This window comes from Sinomonas notoginsengisoli (assembly GCF_021554725.1).
In the GTDB taxonomy this organism is placed as follows: Bacteria; Actinomycetota; Actinomycetes; order Actinomycetales; family Micrococcaceae; genus Sinomonas; species Sinomonas notoginsengisoli.
The window spans coordinates 85,046-100,809 of the sequence record NZ_JAIZDP010000007.1; the positions used below are offsets into that span (position 1 = coordinate 85,046).

The following is a 15,764-nucleotide window of genomic DNA, read 5'->3' on the forward strand; positions in this document are numbered from 1 at the left end:
AGGTGGTTTGTATTCCATGAACACCGAGCATTCCTCCAAGGCGGCCCCCGTGAACGTCGACGTCGACGCATCGCTGAGCGGCCAGCCCCGCCCCAATCACGGCCACGGCATCGGCAAGGAAGCCCGCCGCCGCGTCATCTGGGGCAGCTTCATCGGCAACTTCGTCGAGTGGTTCGACTACGCCGTCTACGGCTACCTCGCCTCAACGATCGCCGCCGCATTCTTCCCCGAATCGGACAAGCAGACCGCACTCCTGGCGACGTTCGCCGTCTTCGCCATCTCCTTCTTCGTGCGCCCGCTCGGGGGATTCGTATGGGGCCACATCGGCGACCGGCTCGGCCGACGCACCGCGCTCTCCCTCTCCATCCTCATCATGAGCGGCGCGACGTTCTGCATTGCCCTCATCCCCTCGTACAGCCTCATCGGGATCGGCGCGCCCCTCGCCCTGCTCGTGATCCGCGTGATCCAGGGCTTCTCGGCTGCAGGTGAATACGCCGGTGCCTCGGCCTTCCTCGTGGAGTACGCCCCCGCAAACCGCCGCGGGCTCTACGCCGCCGTCGTGCCGGCCTCGACCGCCGCGGGCCTCCTCCTCGGCTCGCTCCTGGCGGCGCTGCTCTCGATTGTCCTGTCCGACTCGCAGATGGCCGAGTGGGGCTGGCGCCTGCCGTTCCTCCTCGCGGCCCCCATGGGCCTGATCGGCCGGTACATCCGAACCAAGCTCGAGGACACCCCCGTGTTCCGCGAGCTGGCCAAGGAGGACGAGGTCATCCACGCCCCCGTCAAGGACATGTTCGCCAACCACTGGCGCTCGCTCCTGCTCGCTGTCGGCGCCGTACTGCTGAACGCCGTCGGCTTCTACGTGATCCTCTCCTACATGCCCACGTACCTCTCCACAGAACTCGGCTTCGGGGCCACGGAGTCCTTCTTCGCCACAACGATCGCGCTGCTGACGTACATCGGCTTCATCTTCCTGACTGGCCTCGCTTCGGACAGGTTCGGCCGCAAGCGAGTACTCATCTCGGCGTCGGTCTCGTTCATCCTGCTCACCGTCCCGGCGTTCGCACTCCTGGACACCGGGAACTTCCTGGTGATCCTGCTCGTCGAGGTGTTCCTCGGCGCCATGCTGACCCTCAACGACGGAACCCTGCCAAGCTTCCTCGCCGAGCTGTTCCCGACCCGCATCCGCTACTCGGGCTTCGCCGTCAGCTTCAACCTCGCCAATGCTGTCTTCGGCGGCACGGCACCGTTCATGGCGACCCTGCTCATCGGCCTCATGCACACCAAGCTCGCCCCCGCCTGGTACCTCGTGGCCGCGGCGGTCATCTCGCTCATCGCAGTCCTGTGCGCCAAGGAAACCTCGCGCAAGCCGCTCTCGCACTGACCCGTGCCCGGCACGCCACGGCGCCGCATCCCGGCTGACACTGTCAGCTGTGGTGCGGCGCCGTCGTCGTGCGCTCCTGTCGTGAGCCACGGTTCTGCCCTGCCGCGCCGATAGGGTGTGTCCATGAGCGACAGCAGCGACACGTCCGAGGGGCGGGGCTCCCCCGTCTCGACAGCCATCGCCGTGCTGCGCTGCTTCAGCGTGGACGAGCCGCTGCTGGGCGTCACCGAGATCGCTGCCCGCGTGGGCATGCACAAGAGTTCCGCGTCGCGGATCCTCGCCACGCTCGAGTCGGAGGAGCTCGTGGAGCGGGACCCCGCGTCGCGACGCTACCGCCTGGGGCTGGGAATCATCGCGATCGCGGGCCCGCTGCTCGCGGACCTGGACGTGCGCCGTGTGGCCCTTCCCATTCTGCGCGAGCTCACCGAGCGAACCGGGGAGACGAGCGCCCTCCTTCTGTGGAGCGGGCATGAGGCCGTCGCCGTCGAGCAGGTCCCGAGCCCTTCTCAGGTCAAACACACCACTGCGCTCGGCACGCGTTACGCGACCGCGCTCTCAGCATCGGTCCAAGTGTTCCTCGCGACGCTGCCCGTCGAGCGGGTCCGGGAGCTCGTCTCCAGCGGCGCCGTATCTCTCCCCGCGACGGACGATCCCGGTCTGGACGGCTATGCGGTCCGACTCGCCGAAGCGACCGACCGCGGATACGCGGTCAACTACGGCGAGACGTCGATCGACGAGGTGGGCGTGGCGGCTACCGTACATGACCACCGTGGGGACCCCATCGCGGCAGTCCTCGTCTCCGCGCCTCGGTTCCGGGTGTCCGAGGCGCAGCTCGCGGCCCTCGGCGCGGCCTGCGCGGAGGCCGCCGCGGACGTCACCCGCCGCCTCGGCGGAACCCCCTCACGCTGAGGGGTCCTCCCTGCGTCGATGGGTCACTCGGCGATGTCCTCAGCCCAGAGCTCCGGATTCGCGCCGATGAACGCCTCCATCATCGCAACGGCGCGCTCGTCGTCAAGCACCTCCACCTCGACGCCCCGGGAGCGCAGCAGCTTGAGCTCACCGCCGAACGTGCGGGCCTCCCCCACGACCACGCGGGGGATCTTGAACTGGATAATCGTGCCCGTGCACATCGCGCAGGGGGCCAGTGTCGTGTAGAGCACGGTGTCGCGGTAGGTGCGCTGCCGCCCCGCCGCGCGCAGCGCGGACATCTCCCCATGGGCGATCGGGTCGCCGGCCTGCACCCGCTCGTTGTGCCCGACGGCAACCATCTCGTCCCCGCGGACCAGGGCCGCCCCAATGGGGATCCCGCCCTCGGCCAGGCTGGCGCGGGCGGCTGCGAGCGCCGCCTCGAAGCCAGGGTGTGCGCTCACCGCTGCTGCGCGCCGGCCGGAACGAGCATGACCTTGATCGCCCGACGCTCATCCATCGCGCGGTACGCCTCGGCAGTGTCCTCGAGCGGCATGACCGAATCGAACACGAGGCCGGGGTTGATGGCGCCGGAGAGGACGTCCTCGAGCAGTTCCGGCAGGTACTCGCGCGTGGAGGCAGCGCCTCCGCCCACCGAGATGTTCTTGGAGAACATGGTGCCGATCGACAGCTCGGCCCCACCAGCGGGCACGCCCACGAATCCGACACTTCCGCCCGGCCGTGCACAGGCGACGGCTTGGTCCATCGACTCCTTGGTGCCAACGCACTCGAGGACCGAATCCGCAAGTAGCCCGCCGAGGATCTCGCGCACCTCCTTGGCAGCCTCCTTGCCCCGCTCCGAGACGACGTCCGTCGCGCCGAACTGCCGGGCGATCGCAGCGCGGTCCTCGTGTCGCGACATCGCGATGATCCGCTCGGCGCCCAGACGCTTCGCCGCGAGGATCCCGCAGAGGCCCACGGCGCCGTCGCCCACCACCACGACGCTCTGCCCCGGCCCCACATGGGCGGCGAGCGCCGCATGGTGCCCGGTCCCCATCACGTCAGAGAGGCTCAGGAGGCTCTTGGTGAGCGCCTCGTCCGGGTCCGTGACCCCCGGGACCGCAACGAGTGTGCCGTTGGCCAGGGGCACCCGGACCCGCTCGCCCTGGCCACCGTCCACGGGCAGGCCTTGCTCATCGGTGCCGCCCCACGCGGCGCGGTGCTCGCAGGCCACCTGCACCCCGTTGCGGCACGGGGCGCACTCGCCGCACGAGATGGCCCACGGGGCCACGACGAGATCGCCGACCTTGACCGCCGTGACGTCGTCGCCGACCGCCTCGACAACGCCCATGAACTCATGCCCGATCGGATGCGGCGACTTGGTCTCGCGCACGCCCCTGTAGGGCCACAGGTCCGAGCCGCACACGCAGGCGGCGGTCACCCGCACCACGGCGTCGCCGGGGAGACGGACCTCCGGGTCGGGGCGGTCCTCGACGCGGATGTCGCGGGTCCCGTGGATCATGGTGGCGCGCATGTGTTCTCCTGGAGGTCAGAGGGAAGGCTCTTTGGGCCGGGTAGTTCAGTCCCAACCTACTCCGGTCTATCCTCATCTCGTGGCCGTACACAGCTCCGCGCCGCTCCTCGACGACGGACGTCGGCTGTACGAGTCCGGTGCCTGGAGCCGCGCGCTTGAGGCGTTTGAGCGCGCTGACTCCGTCGAGCCCCTGCCGGGCCATGACCTCATGCTCACTGCGTTCAGCGCGTACCTGCTGGGTCGCGAGGACCGCAGCATCGACCTGCTCGCCCGTGCCTTCCGGGACTTCCTCGACACGCACGACGACGCCGCTGCCGCCCGCGCCGCGTTCTGGCTCTCCTTCGCACATGACACCCGCGGGGACCGCGCCCGCGCGGAGGCGTGGGGACGCCGGCTCGAGGGGATCGTCGAGGACGGCCGTCTGGGCGGCGAACGGGCGCTGCTGCTCTCGGGGATGGGACACCGCTCGCTGGCCTCCCCGGATCCGTCCGAGACCAGGCATGCACTCGAGCTCTCGCGGGAGGCCATTGCGCTCGCCCGGCTGGCCCAGGACACCGACACCGAGGTGTTCGCGCACCTGAGCGCCGGTTGGGCCCTCCTCCGGTTGGGGAGCGCCTCAGAAGGCCTCGGCGAACTCGACGCCGCCATGGCCGCGGTGACATCGAACGAGGTCCAGACACCGATCGTGAACGGCGTGGCCTACTGCTCCGTGATCTCCGCCTCGCTGTGGGCCGATGACGTGGCCCGCGCCCGTGAGTGGACCACTGCCGCGACCGCTTGGTGCGACCGGAACACGGAACTCGTCCCGTTCCGGGGCCAATGCCTTGTGCACCGGTCGCAGGTGAAAGTGCTCGACGGCGACTGGCCGGGAGCGCTCGACGAGGCCCTCATTGCCTGCAACCGGCTGCTGCCCGCCGACGCCGGATTCGCGAGCTACCAGCTCGGGGAGGTTCACCGACTCGCCGGACGGTTCGGAGAGGCAGAGGATGCTTACCGGATCGCCAACTCCGCGGGGCACCGCCCTGAGCCCGGACTCATGCTGCTCCGCCTCGCCCAAGGCCGCATAGACACGGCGGTTTTCTCGGCCAGGCGCCTCGCCATCGAGCTGACCAGAGCCTCGGAGCGGGAGGCGTTTCTGCCGGCCTACGTCGATGTCATGGCAGCCGTCGGCGATTCCGACGCAGCCTTGGTGGGGGCGCGGGAGCTCGCAGAGCTGGCGGGCGCGACCGGGCTGGCAGGATCCCGCGCCAGCCTCCGGCGTGCCCGCGCACTCACCGCAGAGGGGACGGCCCGCTGCGCTGCCGGCGAGGCGCAGCTGGCGGTCGCGAGCCTCCGAGAGGCCTCGATGGCGTGGCACGAGCTGGGCATGCCGTACCCGGAGGCCCGTGCCAGGGCAGTTTTGGGCCGCTGCTATGCGGTCTTGGGCGATGACGAGGCTGCGGCCCTCGAGGTCGACGCCGCCCGCGCCGCCTTCGAGCGACTCGGAGCCGTTCCGGACCTCGCGGCGCTGCCGGCGAGCCCGGCTCGCGGCGCCGCAGCAGCAGGAGGCGACGTCGCGCCGTCGCCCGTGGTCCCTCTCACAGAACGGGAGGCGGAAGTCGTGCGGCTCGTGGCAGAGGGCCTCACGAACCGGGCTATCGCCGGCCGGCTCGTGCTGAGCGAGAAGACCGTCGCGCGGCACCTCGCGAACATCTACAGCAAGCTGGGCATCGCCTCCCGCGCCGCGGCGACCGCCTACGCGTACCGCCACGGTCTCGTCTGAGCCCCTCCCTTAATGTTGCGAGGTCACCACCCAGCAACCCGAGGTCACCACGTGCACAGAATGACCCATCCCTCCACACGCGGGATGCATCATCCACCCGATGCAAGCCATCCGACCGCCACCGTACCGTCGAAGTATGACCAGCACCCAGCCCCAGACACCCCTTCCGCCACGGCATGACGACAACCCCCGCTCGGTTGAGACGATCATCATCGGGGGCGGCCAGGCCGGCCTCGCGACGGCGCACTGGCTCGCCGAAGCTGGCAGCGAGTTCCTCCTCCTTGAGGCGAGTGAGCGGATCGGAGCACAGTGGCGCGAGCGCTACGACTCCCTTCGCCTCTTCACCCCAGCAATCGCCAACGGTCTCCCCGGCGAGCCGTATCCTGGTCCGAGGTTCGCGTTCCCGAGCGCGCGCGAGCTCGGGGACTACCTCGAGTCCTACGCTGTGCCACTCGCAGACCGCATCCTCACCGGCGTCCGCGTCACGTCCGTGGTCGCCCTCGACGGTGCTGGCTTCCGCATCACGACCACTGCCGGCGAGTACCTGGCCGACAATGTCGTGATCGCGGTGGGCTCCGACGCGACGCCGAAGGTCCCGGAGGCCGCCGCACGACTGGATCCGGGAATCCGGCAGATGCACTCCAGTCAGTACCGCAACCCGGGACAGCTCCTCCCCGGCCCGGTGCTCGTCGTCGGGGCCGGGACCTCCGGGGCGGACCTTGCCCTGGAGGCTGTCCAGACGGGGCACGAGACATGGCTGTCCGGCCGCCACCCGGGTGAGATCCCCTTGAACGAGCGAATCCGCGGGCCGCTGTTCTGGCTCATCTCGACCTACGTCCTCACGCTCAAGAACCCCATCGGCCGCAGGGTCCGGCCCAAGATCCGGTCCGGCAGCGCACCCCTGGTCCGCACCAAGCGGGCCGATCTCGATGCCGCGGGCGTCCATCGGACCCAGGCGCGCACGGTCGGCGTCGTCGACGGGAGGCCGCAACTCGATGACGGCACCGTCCTCGACGTCGCCAACGTCCTGTGGTGCACGGGGTACCGCGGTGACTACTCGTTCGTGCCCGCCGCGACGATCGGCCCCGACGGCTTCCCTGCCCAGGTGGACGGGGCGGCCGACGACGTTCCCGGCCTCTTCTTCGTGGGCCTCGTGTTCCAGAGGGCCTTCAGCTCGCACCTCGTTGGCGGCGTCGGGAGGGACGCGAAAATCGTCGCGGACATGATCGCCGCCCGCTCCCGCGTCGGCGCGCCGGCCCGTTGAATCGGCCCGGATTCCGACCGTCTTTCGGCCGCTGCCACCGCGTGCCGCCCGGGACACGCCGCGAAAGAGAGAGTCTCGCGGGCAAGAAGTGGTCGGAATCCTTCGCGGGGACCTGATGACGACGACGGCCGGGCACCCTCCGCGAGGAAGGTGACCGGCCGCCGTCGTGCTCGAGAGAACCCGTTAGAGGTTCGAATCCGGGGTGTGCACCGGGTAGACCGAACGGAGGAGGTGGGCGGTTTCGGACGGCGTCCTGCCGACCTTCACGCCCGCGGCCTCGAGGGCCTCCTTCTTGGCCTGGGCGGTGCCGGAGGAGCCGGAGACGATGGCACCGGCGTGGCCCATGGTCTTGCCCTCCGGAGCGGTGAAGCCTGCCACGTAGCCGACGACCGGCTTGGTGACGTTGTTCTTGATGAACTCGGCCGCGCGTTCCTCGGCGTCGCCGCCGATCTCGCCGATCATGACGATTGCCTTCGTATCCGGGTCCTTCTCGAACGCCGCGAGGGCGTCGATGTGCGTGGTGCCGATGACCGGGTCGCCGCCGATGCCGATGGCGGTGGAGAAGCCGAGGTCACGCAGCTCGTACATCATCTGGTACGTCAGGGTCCCCGACTTGGACACGAGGCCCACGCCGCCCTTGCCGGTGATGTTGGCCGGGGTGATGCCCACGAGGGACTCGCCCGGGGTGATGATCCCGGGGCAGTTCGGGCCAATGATGCGGGTGGCCTGGTTGCCCTCGGCGTCCTTCTTGGACTGCGCGAGCGCCCAGAACTCCGCGGAATCCTGGACTGGCACGCCCTCGGTGATGACCACGACGAGGCCGATCTCGGCCTCGATGGCCTCGACCACGGCGTCCTTGGTGAAGGCCGGCGGGACGAACACGATCGTGGTGTCCGCACCGGTCTCGGCCATTGCCTCCTTGACCGAGGCGAAGACCGGGAGCTCGAGGGCGTTGCCATGCTGGTCCTCGTGGCTCACCGTAGTGCCCGCCTTGCGGGCGTTGACGCCGCCCACAATGTTGGTGCCGGCCGCGAGCATGCGCGCCGTGTGCTTCGAGCCCTCGCCACCGGTGATGCCCTGGACGATGACCTTGTTGTCCTTATTGAGGAAGATCGACATTTTCTCTCGTCCTTACTTCACTGCGTTCGAGGAGTTCGCCAGCTCGGCGGCCTTGTCGGCGCCCTGGTCCATGTTCTCGGCGAGGGTGACCAGCGGGTGGTTCGCCTCGTGGAGGATGCGGCGGCCCTCGTCGACGTTGTTCCCGTCGAGGCGCACGACGAGCGGCTTGTTGGCCGAGTCGCCGAGCTTGTCCAGGGCACCCACGATGCCATTCGCGACGGCGTCGCACGCGGTGATGCCGCCGAAGACGTTGACGAAGACGCTCTTGACCTGCTCGTCACCGAGGATGATGCCCAGGCCGTTGGCCATGACCTCGGCCGAGGCGCCGCCGCCGATGTCCAGGAAGTTGGCGGGCTTGACGTTGCCGTGCTTCTCGCCAGCGTACGCCACGACGTCCAGCGTGGACATCACGAGGCCAGCGCCGTTGCCGATGATGCCGACCTCGCCGTCGAGCTTGACGTAGTTCAGGTCGAGGGCCTTGGCCTTGGCCTCGAGCGGATCCTCGGAGTCCTTATCGGCGAGCTCCTCGTGCTCGGCGTGGCGGAAGCCAGCGTTCTCGTCGAGGGAGACCTTGCCGTCGAGGGCGATGATGTCCCCGGCACCGGTGCGGACGAGCGGGTTGACCTCGACCAGTGTGGCATCCTCGCCCTTGAAGACGTCCCACAGCTTGACCAGGACTGCCGCGACCTTCTCGCGCAGCTCCGGGGCGAACCCGGCAGCCTCGACGATCTCGGCAGCCTTACCTGCGTCGATGCCCGCGGCCGGATCGACCGGGACCTTCGCAAGGGCCTCGGGACGCTCGACGGCGAGCTGCTCGATCTCCATGCCGCCCTCTACGGAGCACATGGCGAGGTAGTTGCGGTTGGAGCGGTCGAGGAGGACCGAGAAGTAGAACTCCTCGGCGATGTCCGCGCCGGCGGCGATCATGACCTTCTTGACCGTGTGGCCCTTGATGTCCATGCCGAGGATGTTGGTCGCGTGCTCGAACGCCTCGTCGACGGTCTTGGCGACCTTCACGCCGCCGGCCTTGCCGCGGCCGCCGACCTTCACCTGAGCCTTGACGACGGTGACCCCGCCGATCTTCTCGGCCGCGGCCTTGGCTTCCTCGGGGGTGTACGCAACGATCCCGGCAAGCACGGGAACACCGTGCGCCTCGAACAGATCGCGCGCCTGATATTCAAACAGGTCCACGGTTCAGGTCCTCTACGTCGAAAGTAGTTCTGACTCGGAGCACGCACGAGAGTGCCGTGGGGAGCTCCCCTCGGCGGGCCTGATGCTCCAAGGGAAAACTGTAGTCCCTCACAGCGTTGCGGATTGAACCGGGCCGACTTTCGTGACCAAGCGCACAGCTCTACCATGTGTAGAATTCGCGCACCACGTTGCTCCCACGTCGGCGCAGGAGAAGGGCTCTAGCTGACCTTGGTCAGCGGCGCGTACCTGAGCAGGAGGCGCTTCTCGCCAATGTCGAAGCTGACCTTGGCGACGGTCTTGTCCCCGGCACCCTCGACCCCGATCACGGTGCCGTTGCCGAACGCCGTGTGGTTGACCTTATCCCCCACCGCCACGGAGATGACCTCCTTCTGCGGTTGCACTCGGCCCTTCCTCGTGGACGCGGACGCCGTGGAGGTGGCCGGGGAAATCGAGGAGAAGCTCGTGTTCCTGCTCGTCCCCGCGCCCCAGGAGGATCCGCCGAAGCGCCCACCGAGCCGGTCGTACCGGCCGTTCCCTTCGCTGCCCGCAGTGCCCACAGCGGGAGGCCTCTTGGAACCCTCCCGCTTCCAGTCGATGAGCTCGGCAGGAACCTCCCCGATGAACTGGCTCGCGGGGTAGTACTCGCTCTGGCCCCAGAGGCTGCGTACCTCCGAGCGCGTGAGGTAGAGCCGCTTGCGCGCCCGCGTGAGCCCCACGTACGCCAGGCGCCGCTCCTCGGCGAGCTCCTCGGGATCCGTCGCGGAGCGCCGATGCGGGAACACGCCGTGCTCCATGCCCGTGAGGAACACCACCGGGAACTCGAGGCCCTTGGCCGTGTGCAGGGTCATGAGGGTCACGACGCCCTGCCGCCTCGCCTCGGCGACCGCCGCGTCCACCTCAGCCTGGGAGGCTCCGTCCGGCGCATCGGGGATCTGGTCCGCGTCGGCGACGAGGGAGACCTGCTCGAGGAATTCCTCGAGGCTCCCCTCAGGGTTGTCCCGCTCGTATTCGCGGACGACGGCGACGAGCTCGGCCAGGTTCTCGACGCGCGACTCATCCTGGGGGTCAGTCGAGCTGCGCAGGCCCGCGAGATAGCCGGTCTGCTCGAGCACCGCTTCGAGCGCCTCTGCCGCGCCCGACCCCTCGGCCACGGCGGCGAGGTCGTCGAGGAGCTTGACGAAGGAGGTGACCGAGTTCAGGGAGCGCGTCGCGATCCCTGGGGCCTCCTCGGCCCGTCGCATGGCGGCCATGAAGGAGGTCCGCTCCCGCTCGGCCAGGGCGGCGATCGTGCCCTCGGCCCGCTCGCCGATCCCCCGCTTGGGCTCGTTGAGGACGCGTCGGAGGTTGACGTCGTCGTCCGGGTTCACCAGCACGCGCAGGTAGGCGAGGGCGTCCTTGATCTCCTTGCGCTCGTAGAAGCGCGTGCCGCCCACAACCTTGTACGGCAGTCCCACGCGCATGAGGATCTCCTCGAGGCTGCGGGACTGTGCGTTGGTGCGGTAGAACACGGCGACGTCGCCAGGACGGAACTCGCCGGTGTCCGTGAGCCGGTCGATCTCCTTGGCGATGAACCGCGCTTCCTCGTGCTCATTCTCGGCCGCGTACCCGATGATCTTCTCGCCCGACCCTTCGGCGGTCCAGAGTCGCTTCTCGGGCCGGTTCGGATTCCTTGAGATGACGGCGTTCGCAGCGGAGAGGATGGTCTGCGTGGAGCGGTAATTCTGCTCGAGCTTGATGGTCCGCGCGTTCGGATAGTCCTTCTCGAACTCCACGATGTTGCGGAGGTCCGCACCGCGGAACGCGTAAATGGACTGGTCCGAGTCGCCGACGACCGTCAGTTCGGAGGCGTCCTCCCCCGCCCCGACGATCTCCCGCACGAGCGAGTACTGGGCATGGTTCGTGTCCTGGTACTCGTCCACGAGGACGTGCCTGAACCGGCGCCGGTAGGTTTCGGCCAGCGCCGGGAAGGCCCTGAACATGTACACGGTTTCGGCGATGAGGTCGTCGAAGTCCATGGCGTTCGCCTGGCGCAGGCGCTGCGTGTAGCCCTTGTAGACCTCGGCGACGCCGGCCTCGAACGGGTCGTTCATGTTCGCACGGGCTGCGAAGTCGTCGGCGTCGATGAGCTCGTTCTTGAGCGAGGAGATCTTGTGCTGGATGGCCTTCGGAGCCACCTTCTTGGGGTCAAGTTCGAGGCCCTTGTGCACGAGCGTGATGAGGCGCAGCGAGTCGGCCGAGTCGTAGATCGAGAAGTTCGAGTTGAGGCCTACGGACTTGGCCTCCCTGCGCAGGATCCGCACGCACGAGGAGTGGAACGTGGAGATCCACATGCGCTGCGCCCGCTCGCCCACGAGGGACTCAATGCGCTCGCGCATCTCGGCCGCGGCTTTGTTGGTGAAGGTGATGGCGAGGATCTCGCCGTGGTGCGCGCGGCGTGTGGCGATGAGGTAGGCGATGCGGTGCGAGAGGACGCGGGTCTTGCCGGAGCCCGCTCCCGCGATGATCAGCAGCGGACTTCCCGTATGGGTGACGGCCTCGAGCTGCTGCTGGTTCAGGCCCTCGAGCAGGTGTGCGGCCTCAGCCTCGGCCTCGCGCCGGGCGTCGTCCGCCGGATCCGAGGCGGGCAGCCAACCCTCGGGAAGGTCCTCGGGCGCCCCGTACTCCTCCTCGGGGGCGGGCGGGAGCTCTTCGGGATCCGGTTCCTCCGCCCTGCCGGGCGTGCCGGACTTGGGCAGGTGGGCGTAGGGATCGAAGAGCATATCCATGATCCATCCATGGTAGTCCGGACCCCGACACTTCTGCGGTGGCGGCACCAGACACGCAGCCACGAGCGCGGTCCGGCGTGGAACCTCTGCCGGACCGCGCTCGCACGCGAGACGTCAGCCGCCGTCGCCGGCTCTCCGCACGCCGTAGTGGTGGCCTTCGCTGTCCGTCTCGATCTCGATCCCGGAGAGTTCCTTCTCCTCCTTGATGTCCTCGGGATTGTGGCCGTGCCGTTCAGGCTCCTGCATGCTGCGACGGTTGGCCGGACCGTACAGTGCACGCAGATGCCCCATGGCCCGCATGAAGGATTCGGGCTTCGTCTCATGCTCGCCCGGCTCCCGCTGGTGTGGTTCGTGATGGCTCATCGCGCACCTCCCTCCTGTGCCTGGTTCAACGATGCGCCGTCATGCAGAGTTCATTCAGGTCTGGTCTGGACCGTCTCACCGCTCGCGAAGACCTGGCGCATGAGATCGAGGACCCGGTTCCGGGATGCCAGCTGTTCCACGAGGCACCGCTCGAGCTGGTCGGCCAGATGGCCGCTGATCCATTCCCGGGCATACACGGTGAGCGGCTCGTACATGGCAATGGCCTCGTAGAGGACCTCGAGCGCCAGCGGCAGGACAGCAAGGTCCTTGATCCCCTCGGCGGTCTTGCGGAGAACTGTGTGTGCCTCCTTGTCGAGCCCCTCCGCGGCATGCCCTGGGGGGACGGCCACGTTCCGCTCGAGTTCCGCGAAGCAGTCCTCAAGCACCGCAGCGTGCAGGCGCGCCTCCTCGCTGAGATCGAGCATGAGCGCGCCGACTTCCCGGCGCTGCGACTCCTGCTCGAGGACCCCTAGAGTCACGATCGCGCGGCGGCTCGCCCCGCGGGCAATGCCGAGGCGGTACACGAACAGTTCATGCGCCTCGGAGAAGTACTCGAACATCGCAGAACCTCCCTCCCAGCGGGCCAATGGCGGGCGCGAGGTCTGGTGGCACCTGCGACGACGTCCGTCCCAGTCCTAGGACAATTCTCCCGCCGGCTCTCTGCCGGGGCAATGAACGGGCGTGCCCGTCGGCTACTCGTCGGCGCTGCGCTGCTGCTCGGCAATGTCCGCCGGATCGGCCTCGACAATGACCTCCTCCGAGTCGATCAGGCCGTCCTCCTCGTCCCATACCGTCTCGTCAGGCTCTACCGAGTAGTCGAGCGAAGGGTCCTCGTCTTCGCTAAGGCTGCGGGCCGGATCCTGGCCGTCGATGCTGGCCATCGTTCCCTCCTTGGCGGTGGTGGTTCAGGGTTCCTCCAGCAGATCACCGGGCCCGTACGGAGGTCAAGGCCGCCCGCGTCAAGGCCGTCCGAGGCCCCGGGGCAGCGTCATCCGGCCGTTCAGGTGAGCTGAGCAGAGGCGAGGGCCGAGACGATCTCGCGGACCGCCGTCGTGCCTCCGGCCGCGAACCACGTGAGGCCGTTGACCTCCACCGTGGCCGTGCTGCCCCCGGCCGCGGTGACGATCGCCTTGCCCGGGAGCCAGTCCCACTGGGGGCACGAATGCTGGAACCAGGCGCCGATCTCGCCCTCGGCGACTCGGCCGAGGTCGCATGATCCGGAGCCGAGGATGCGGAGCGAGGCCGACCGGATGGCCGCGGCGTGCCACGGCATTGCGGAGAACGGCTGTTCGAGCCAGCGCGGCTGGATGGACGTCGCAACCCCGAGCGCGCCCAGAGCAGCGTCTGCCGGACCCCGCAGTGGCACCCCGTTCAGGGTGGCAGGTACCTCCCGCCCGCCGAGCCACAGCTTGTCCTCCTGCGGCTGGAAGATCGCACCGAGGAGGGAGTCGGGGTCTGACTCGGAGATGGAGGCGGGTCCGCGCAGTGCGAGGGCTGAGCACCAGTAGGTCGATCCGGAGAAGAAGTTGTACGTCCCGTCCACAGGGTCTATCACCCAGGTCCGCCCGGACAGCGAGGGCACGTCGGTGCCCTCCTCGCCGAAGGCCCCGTCCTCGGGCCGGCAGCGGCGCAGCTCAGCCAGGATGTAGGCCTCCGCCGCCTTGTCCGCGGCCGTGACGATGTCGGACACGGAGGTCTTGCGCTGGGCCTCGAGCCCGGCCCGACGCATGGCGAGGGCGAGTTCGCCCGCCGTGCGCACGAGGGCTGCGGCGAGATCGGCGTCGGTCAACGATGGGTCGAGGTGGGGAAGGTCCAGGAGGGGGTCACGGGGCTCAGCCACGTGCCCAGCCTACCCGCGCAGCCTGACCGGCCCTCACTGTGCAAAGGCCCCTATCCGGGGGACGGATAATGGACGCATGTCGAAGACTCCCGCCCAGCGGGCGCGCAAGCACGGCGACCGCGCAGCCGTCGCGCCGGCAGCCCACGCCGGGCCGCCTGCCAACCCGACCACCAGGCGCACGCCCGAGCAGGCGCAGGGGAACGCGCGGCTGATCATCATCGCCGGACTCGCAGCGAGCGTGTTCATGTTCTGGTACTACCACCTGCTGGTGCTCTCGCAGATGGCCCAGCTCTCAGGCGGTCTCGCGATGCCGGACTCGCTCATCCTCGGCTTCTCCCCGGACTACGCGCACCAGCTCCAGGGCGCCCTCGACGACGCCGCACGCGGCCAGCTGAACTATGTCCACAAGACCGCCGGCACCATCTTCCCGCTCGCGGTCGGCTTCACGTTCCTGCTCGTCTTCGGCACCTGGCTCAAGCGGAAGGCACTGCGCTGGGCCGCGTTCGCGCTCATCGCGGTGTTCGCCGTGGTACGCCTGTGGGGCAACGTGGCCGTGGACAACGCTATAGCTCCCGGCGCGGACGCGGGCTCCGCGCTGCTCGCCTCGGTTCTCGTCGTGGCGGGATGGACGCTGCTGTTCCTCGTCCTCATCGGTGCCGGAGCCGCTGTCCTGACCGCGAGGCGCCCGAGCACCACGACGCCTGCCGACTCGGACGACTGACCTCGCCCTCTCAGGCTCTCACCTTCTAGGCCCGCGCCCTGGACGCCCGCTCCTGCCGAGCCGGGACCCCGAAACGGTAGGCGATGACTCCGCCCGCCAGGGCTATGCCGGCCGTGATCGGATACGCCATGAAGCGCTCGAACGTGCCCGGCTCGGGCACGTGGAGCGCCAGCGCGCCGCCCACGAGGGTCGCGACGAGCGAGGACCCGCCGCACAGCAGCACCGGCCACGCGGCCGCCGTGCGCCGGATCCAGAGGATTCCCAGAACCACCAGGGCCACTGAGCCGCACAGGAAGTAGGCTCCCGCCCCGACGAGGTGGATGGTCTCGTTGGAGTCCTGTGGGACTAGCCCAACGGTGGCAACTCCAGCGCCGGCGAGGCCCAGGAGGATGCGCACCGCGAGCGTCGCGGCCCACGGCACCGCGACTGCCGGATGGCCCGACCTGATCGCCGCGGCGAGCCCACCGCGGGAGGACAGGGGCGGCGTTAACCGCGGGCGGCCGCTGACGGCGCTCTCCTCCGCCCGCGCGAGGAGAGCATGGGACAGCCTCGCCTCGGCTCGGACGGCGGGCGCGTCGGCGGCGACACGCAGCACTGCGGACGTGATGAGAAGCGCGGCGATGACCATTCCGAGGCCCTGGAGCCCGAACGAGACATTCATGAGCGCATGCAGCGGCGAACAGATCTCGCGCGTGCCATGGGTGCCGCAATGCACCTGGCCGAGGTCGCTGATGAAGTTCAGCCGGCGGCTGTACGGAGTTGGGCCTCGCCACGCCGCGATCGTCGCCGCCTCCGCGACGAAGAACTGTAGGAGGCTGACCGCCGACCACGCGCCCAGATAGTGCCGGACACGTCCTGTCGGTGCGTCTGCGAATGCCACGCGCCCAGCCTAGCCACCCGCCGGGCGTGACCGGCGGA

General features: G+C 69.0%; 15 protein-coding genes. 5 read left to right on the forward strand and 10 right to left on the reverse strand.

Translation table 11 applies throughout. The features are described from left to right. Positions 1-16 precede the first annotated feature (16 nt). Positions 17-1,381, forward strand: coding sequence for an MFS transporter (locus LF262_RS12405; protein WP_235780708.1), 1,365 nt, complete (start codon positions 17-19; stop codon positions 1,379-1,381). A 123-nt stretch (positions 1,382-1,504) separates the two neighbouring features. Beyond that, complete coding sequence (locus LF262_RS12410; protein ID WP_235780709.1) at positions 1,505-2,290, forward strand: IclR family transcriptional regulator; 786 nt, start codon at positions 1,505-1,507, stop codon at positions 2,288-2,290. Between the two features lie 23 nt (positions 2,291-2,313). Here the strand turns inward: LF262_RS12410 and LF262_RS12415 are convergent, their stop codons facing one another. Both LF262_RS12415 and LF262_RS12420 read right to left on the reverse strand, forming a co-directional pair. Next, positions 2,314-2,751: a nucleoside deaminase gene (locus LF262_RS12415; protein ID WP_235780710.1), complete on the reverse strand. Its 438-nt coding sequence runs from the start codon at positions 2,749-2,751 to the stop codon at positions 2,314-2,316. Further along, positions 2,748-3,821 (reverse strand): zinc-dependent alcohol dehydrogenase family protein, encoded by a 1,074-nt coding sequence (locus LF262_RS12420; protein ID WP_235780711.1) that lies wholly within the window; start codon positions 3,819-3,821, stop codon positions 2,748-2,750. The genes LF262_RS12415 and LF262_RS12420 overlap by 4 nt, the downstream gene beginning before the upstream one ends. 79 nt (positions 3,822-3,900) lie before the next feature. Between LF262_RS12420 and LF262_RS17130 the strand changes: the two genes are divergently transcribed. Together LF262_RS17130 and LF262_RS12430 are read left to right on the forward strand one after the other, a co-directional pair. Then, the gene (locus LF262_RS17130; RefSeq protein ID WP_235780712.1) at positions 3,901-5,583 is read left to right on the forward strand and encodes a LuxR family transcriptional regulator; all 1,683 of its coding nucleotides are present in this window, start codon (positions 3,901-3,903) and stop codon (positions 5,581-5,583) included. 136 nt (positions 5,584-5,719) lie between these two features. Further along, positions 5,720-6,847: a flavin-containing monooxygenase gene (locus LF262_RS12430; RefSeq protein WP_235780713.1), complete on the forward strand. Its 1,128-nt coding sequence runs from the start codon at positions 5,720-5,722 to the stop codon at positions 6,845-6,847. Between the two features lie 183 nt (positions 6,848-7,030). Here LF262_RS12430 and sucD read toward each other — a convergent pair whose 3' ends face one another. The 7 genes from sucD to LF262_RS12465 form a co-directional block, all read right to left on the reverse strand. Continuing rightward, on the reverse strand, positions 7,031-7,966 hold the full coding sequence (gene sucD, locus LF262_RS12435; protein ID WP_235780714.1) for a succinate--CoA ligase subunit alpha: 936 nt from the start codon (positions 7,964-7,966) through the stop codon (positions 7,031-7,033). 12 nt (positions 7,967-7,978) lie between these two features. Continuing rightward, positions 7,979-9,157, reverse strand: a complete 1,179-nt coding sequence (sucC, locus tag LF262_RS12440) for an ADP-forming succinate--CoA ligase subunit beta (RefSeq protein ID WP_235780715.1) — start codon at positions 9,155-9,157, stop codon at positions 7,979-7,981. A gap of 218 nt (positions 9,158-9,375) precedes the next feature. After that, positions 9,376-11,916 carry a DNA helicase PcrA gene (gene pcrA / locus LF262_RS12445; protein WP_372462776.1) on the reverse strand — a complete coding sequence of 847 codons (2,541 nt, stop codon included), beginning with the start codon at positions 11,914-11,916 and terminating at the stop codon, positions 9,376-9,378. 120 nt (positions 11,917-12,036) lie between these two features. After that, positions 12,037-12,285, reverse strand: a complete 249-nt coding sequence (locus tag LF262_RS12450) for a hypothetical protein (RefSeq protein WP_235780717.1) — start codon at positions 12,283-12,285, stop codon at positions 12,037-12,039. Between the two features lie 50 nt (positions 12,286-12,335). Then, positions 12,336-12,845, reverse strand: a complete 510-nt coding sequence (locus tag LF262_RS12455) for a DUF892 family protein (RefSeq protein WP_235780718.1) — start codon at positions 12,843-12,845, stop codon at positions 12,336-12,338. A gap of 132 nt (positions 12,846-12,977) precedes the next feature. Next, positions 12,978-13,166, reverse strand: a complete 189-nt coding sequence (locus tag LF262_RS12460) for a hypothetical protein (RefSeq protein ID WP_235780719.1) — start codon at positions 13,164-13,166, stop codon at positions 12,978-12,980. Between the two features lie 119 nt (positions 13,167-13,285). Beyond that, positions 13,286-14,125 carry an inositol monophosphatase family protein gene (locus tag LF262_RS12465; RefSeq protein ID WP_235780720.1) on the reverse strand — a complete coding sequence of 280 codons (840 nt, stop codon included), beginning with the start codon at positions 14,123-14,125 and terminating at the stop codon, positions 13,286-13,288. A 76-nt stretch (positions 14,126-14,201) separates the two neighbouring features. On the opposite strand from LF262_RS12465, the gene LF262_RS12470 reads away from it, so the two are divergent. Continuing rightward, on the forward strand, positions 14,202-14,846 hold the full coding sequence (locus tag LF262_RS12470; protein WP_235780721.1) for a hypothetical protein: 645 nt from the start codon (positions 14,202-14,204) through the stop codon (positions 14,844-14,846). A 25-nt stretch (positions 14,847-14,871) separates the two neighbouring features. On the opposite strand, the gene LF262_RS12475 is transcribed toward LF262_RS12470, so the two are convergent. Beyond that, on the reverse strand, positions 14,872-15,726 hold the full coding sequence (locus tag LF262_RS12475; RefSeq protein WP_235780722.1) for a hypothetical protein: 855 nt from the start codon (positions 15,724-15,726) through the stop codon (positions 14,872-14,874). Between the last annotated feature and the right edge of the window lie 38 nt (positions 15,727-15,764).

Bases quoted from the DNA above. Each gene is read 5' to 3' on its own strand.
- LF262_RS12460 (WP_235780719.1), bottom strand. From the start codon at position 13,166: ATGGCCAGCATCGACGGCCAGGATCCGGCCCGCAGCCTTAGCGAAGAC.
- LF262_RS12455 (WP_235780718.1), bottom strand. From the start codon at position 12,845: ATGTTCGAGTACTTCTCCGAGGCGCATGAACTGTTCGTGTACCGCCTC.
- pcrA (WP_372462776.1), bottom strand. From the start codon at position 11,916: ATGCTCTTCGATCCCTACGCCCACCTGCCCAAGTCCGGCACGCCCGGC.
- sucD (WP_235780714.1), bottom strand. From the start codon at position 7,966: ATGTCGATCTTCCTCAATAAGGACAACAAGGTCATCGTCCAGGGCATC.
- LF262_RS12470 (WP_235780721.1), top strand. From the start codon at position 14,202: ATGTCGAAGACTCCCGCCCAGCGGGCGCGCAAGCACGGCGACCGCGCA.
- LF262_RS12430 (WP_235780713.1), top strand. From the start codon at position 5,720: ATGACCAGCACCCAGCCCCAGACACCCCTTCCGCCACGGCATGACGAC.
- LF262_RS12410 (WP_235780709.1), top strand. From the start codon at position 1,505: ATGAGCGACAGCAGCGACACGTCCGAGGGGCGGGGCTCCCCCGTCTCG.
- LF262_RS12420 (WP_235780711.1), bottom strand. From the start codon at position 3,821: ATGCGCGCCACCATGATCCACGGGACCCGCGACATCCGCGTCGAGGAC.
- LF262_RS12450 (WP_235780717.1), bottom strand. From the start codon at position 12,285: ATGAGCCATCACGAACCACACCAGCGGGAGCCGGGCGAGCATGAGACG.
- LF262_RS12405 (WP_235780708.1), top strand. From the start codon at position 17: ATGAACACCGAGCATTCCTCCAAGGCGGCCCCCGTGAACGTCGACGTC.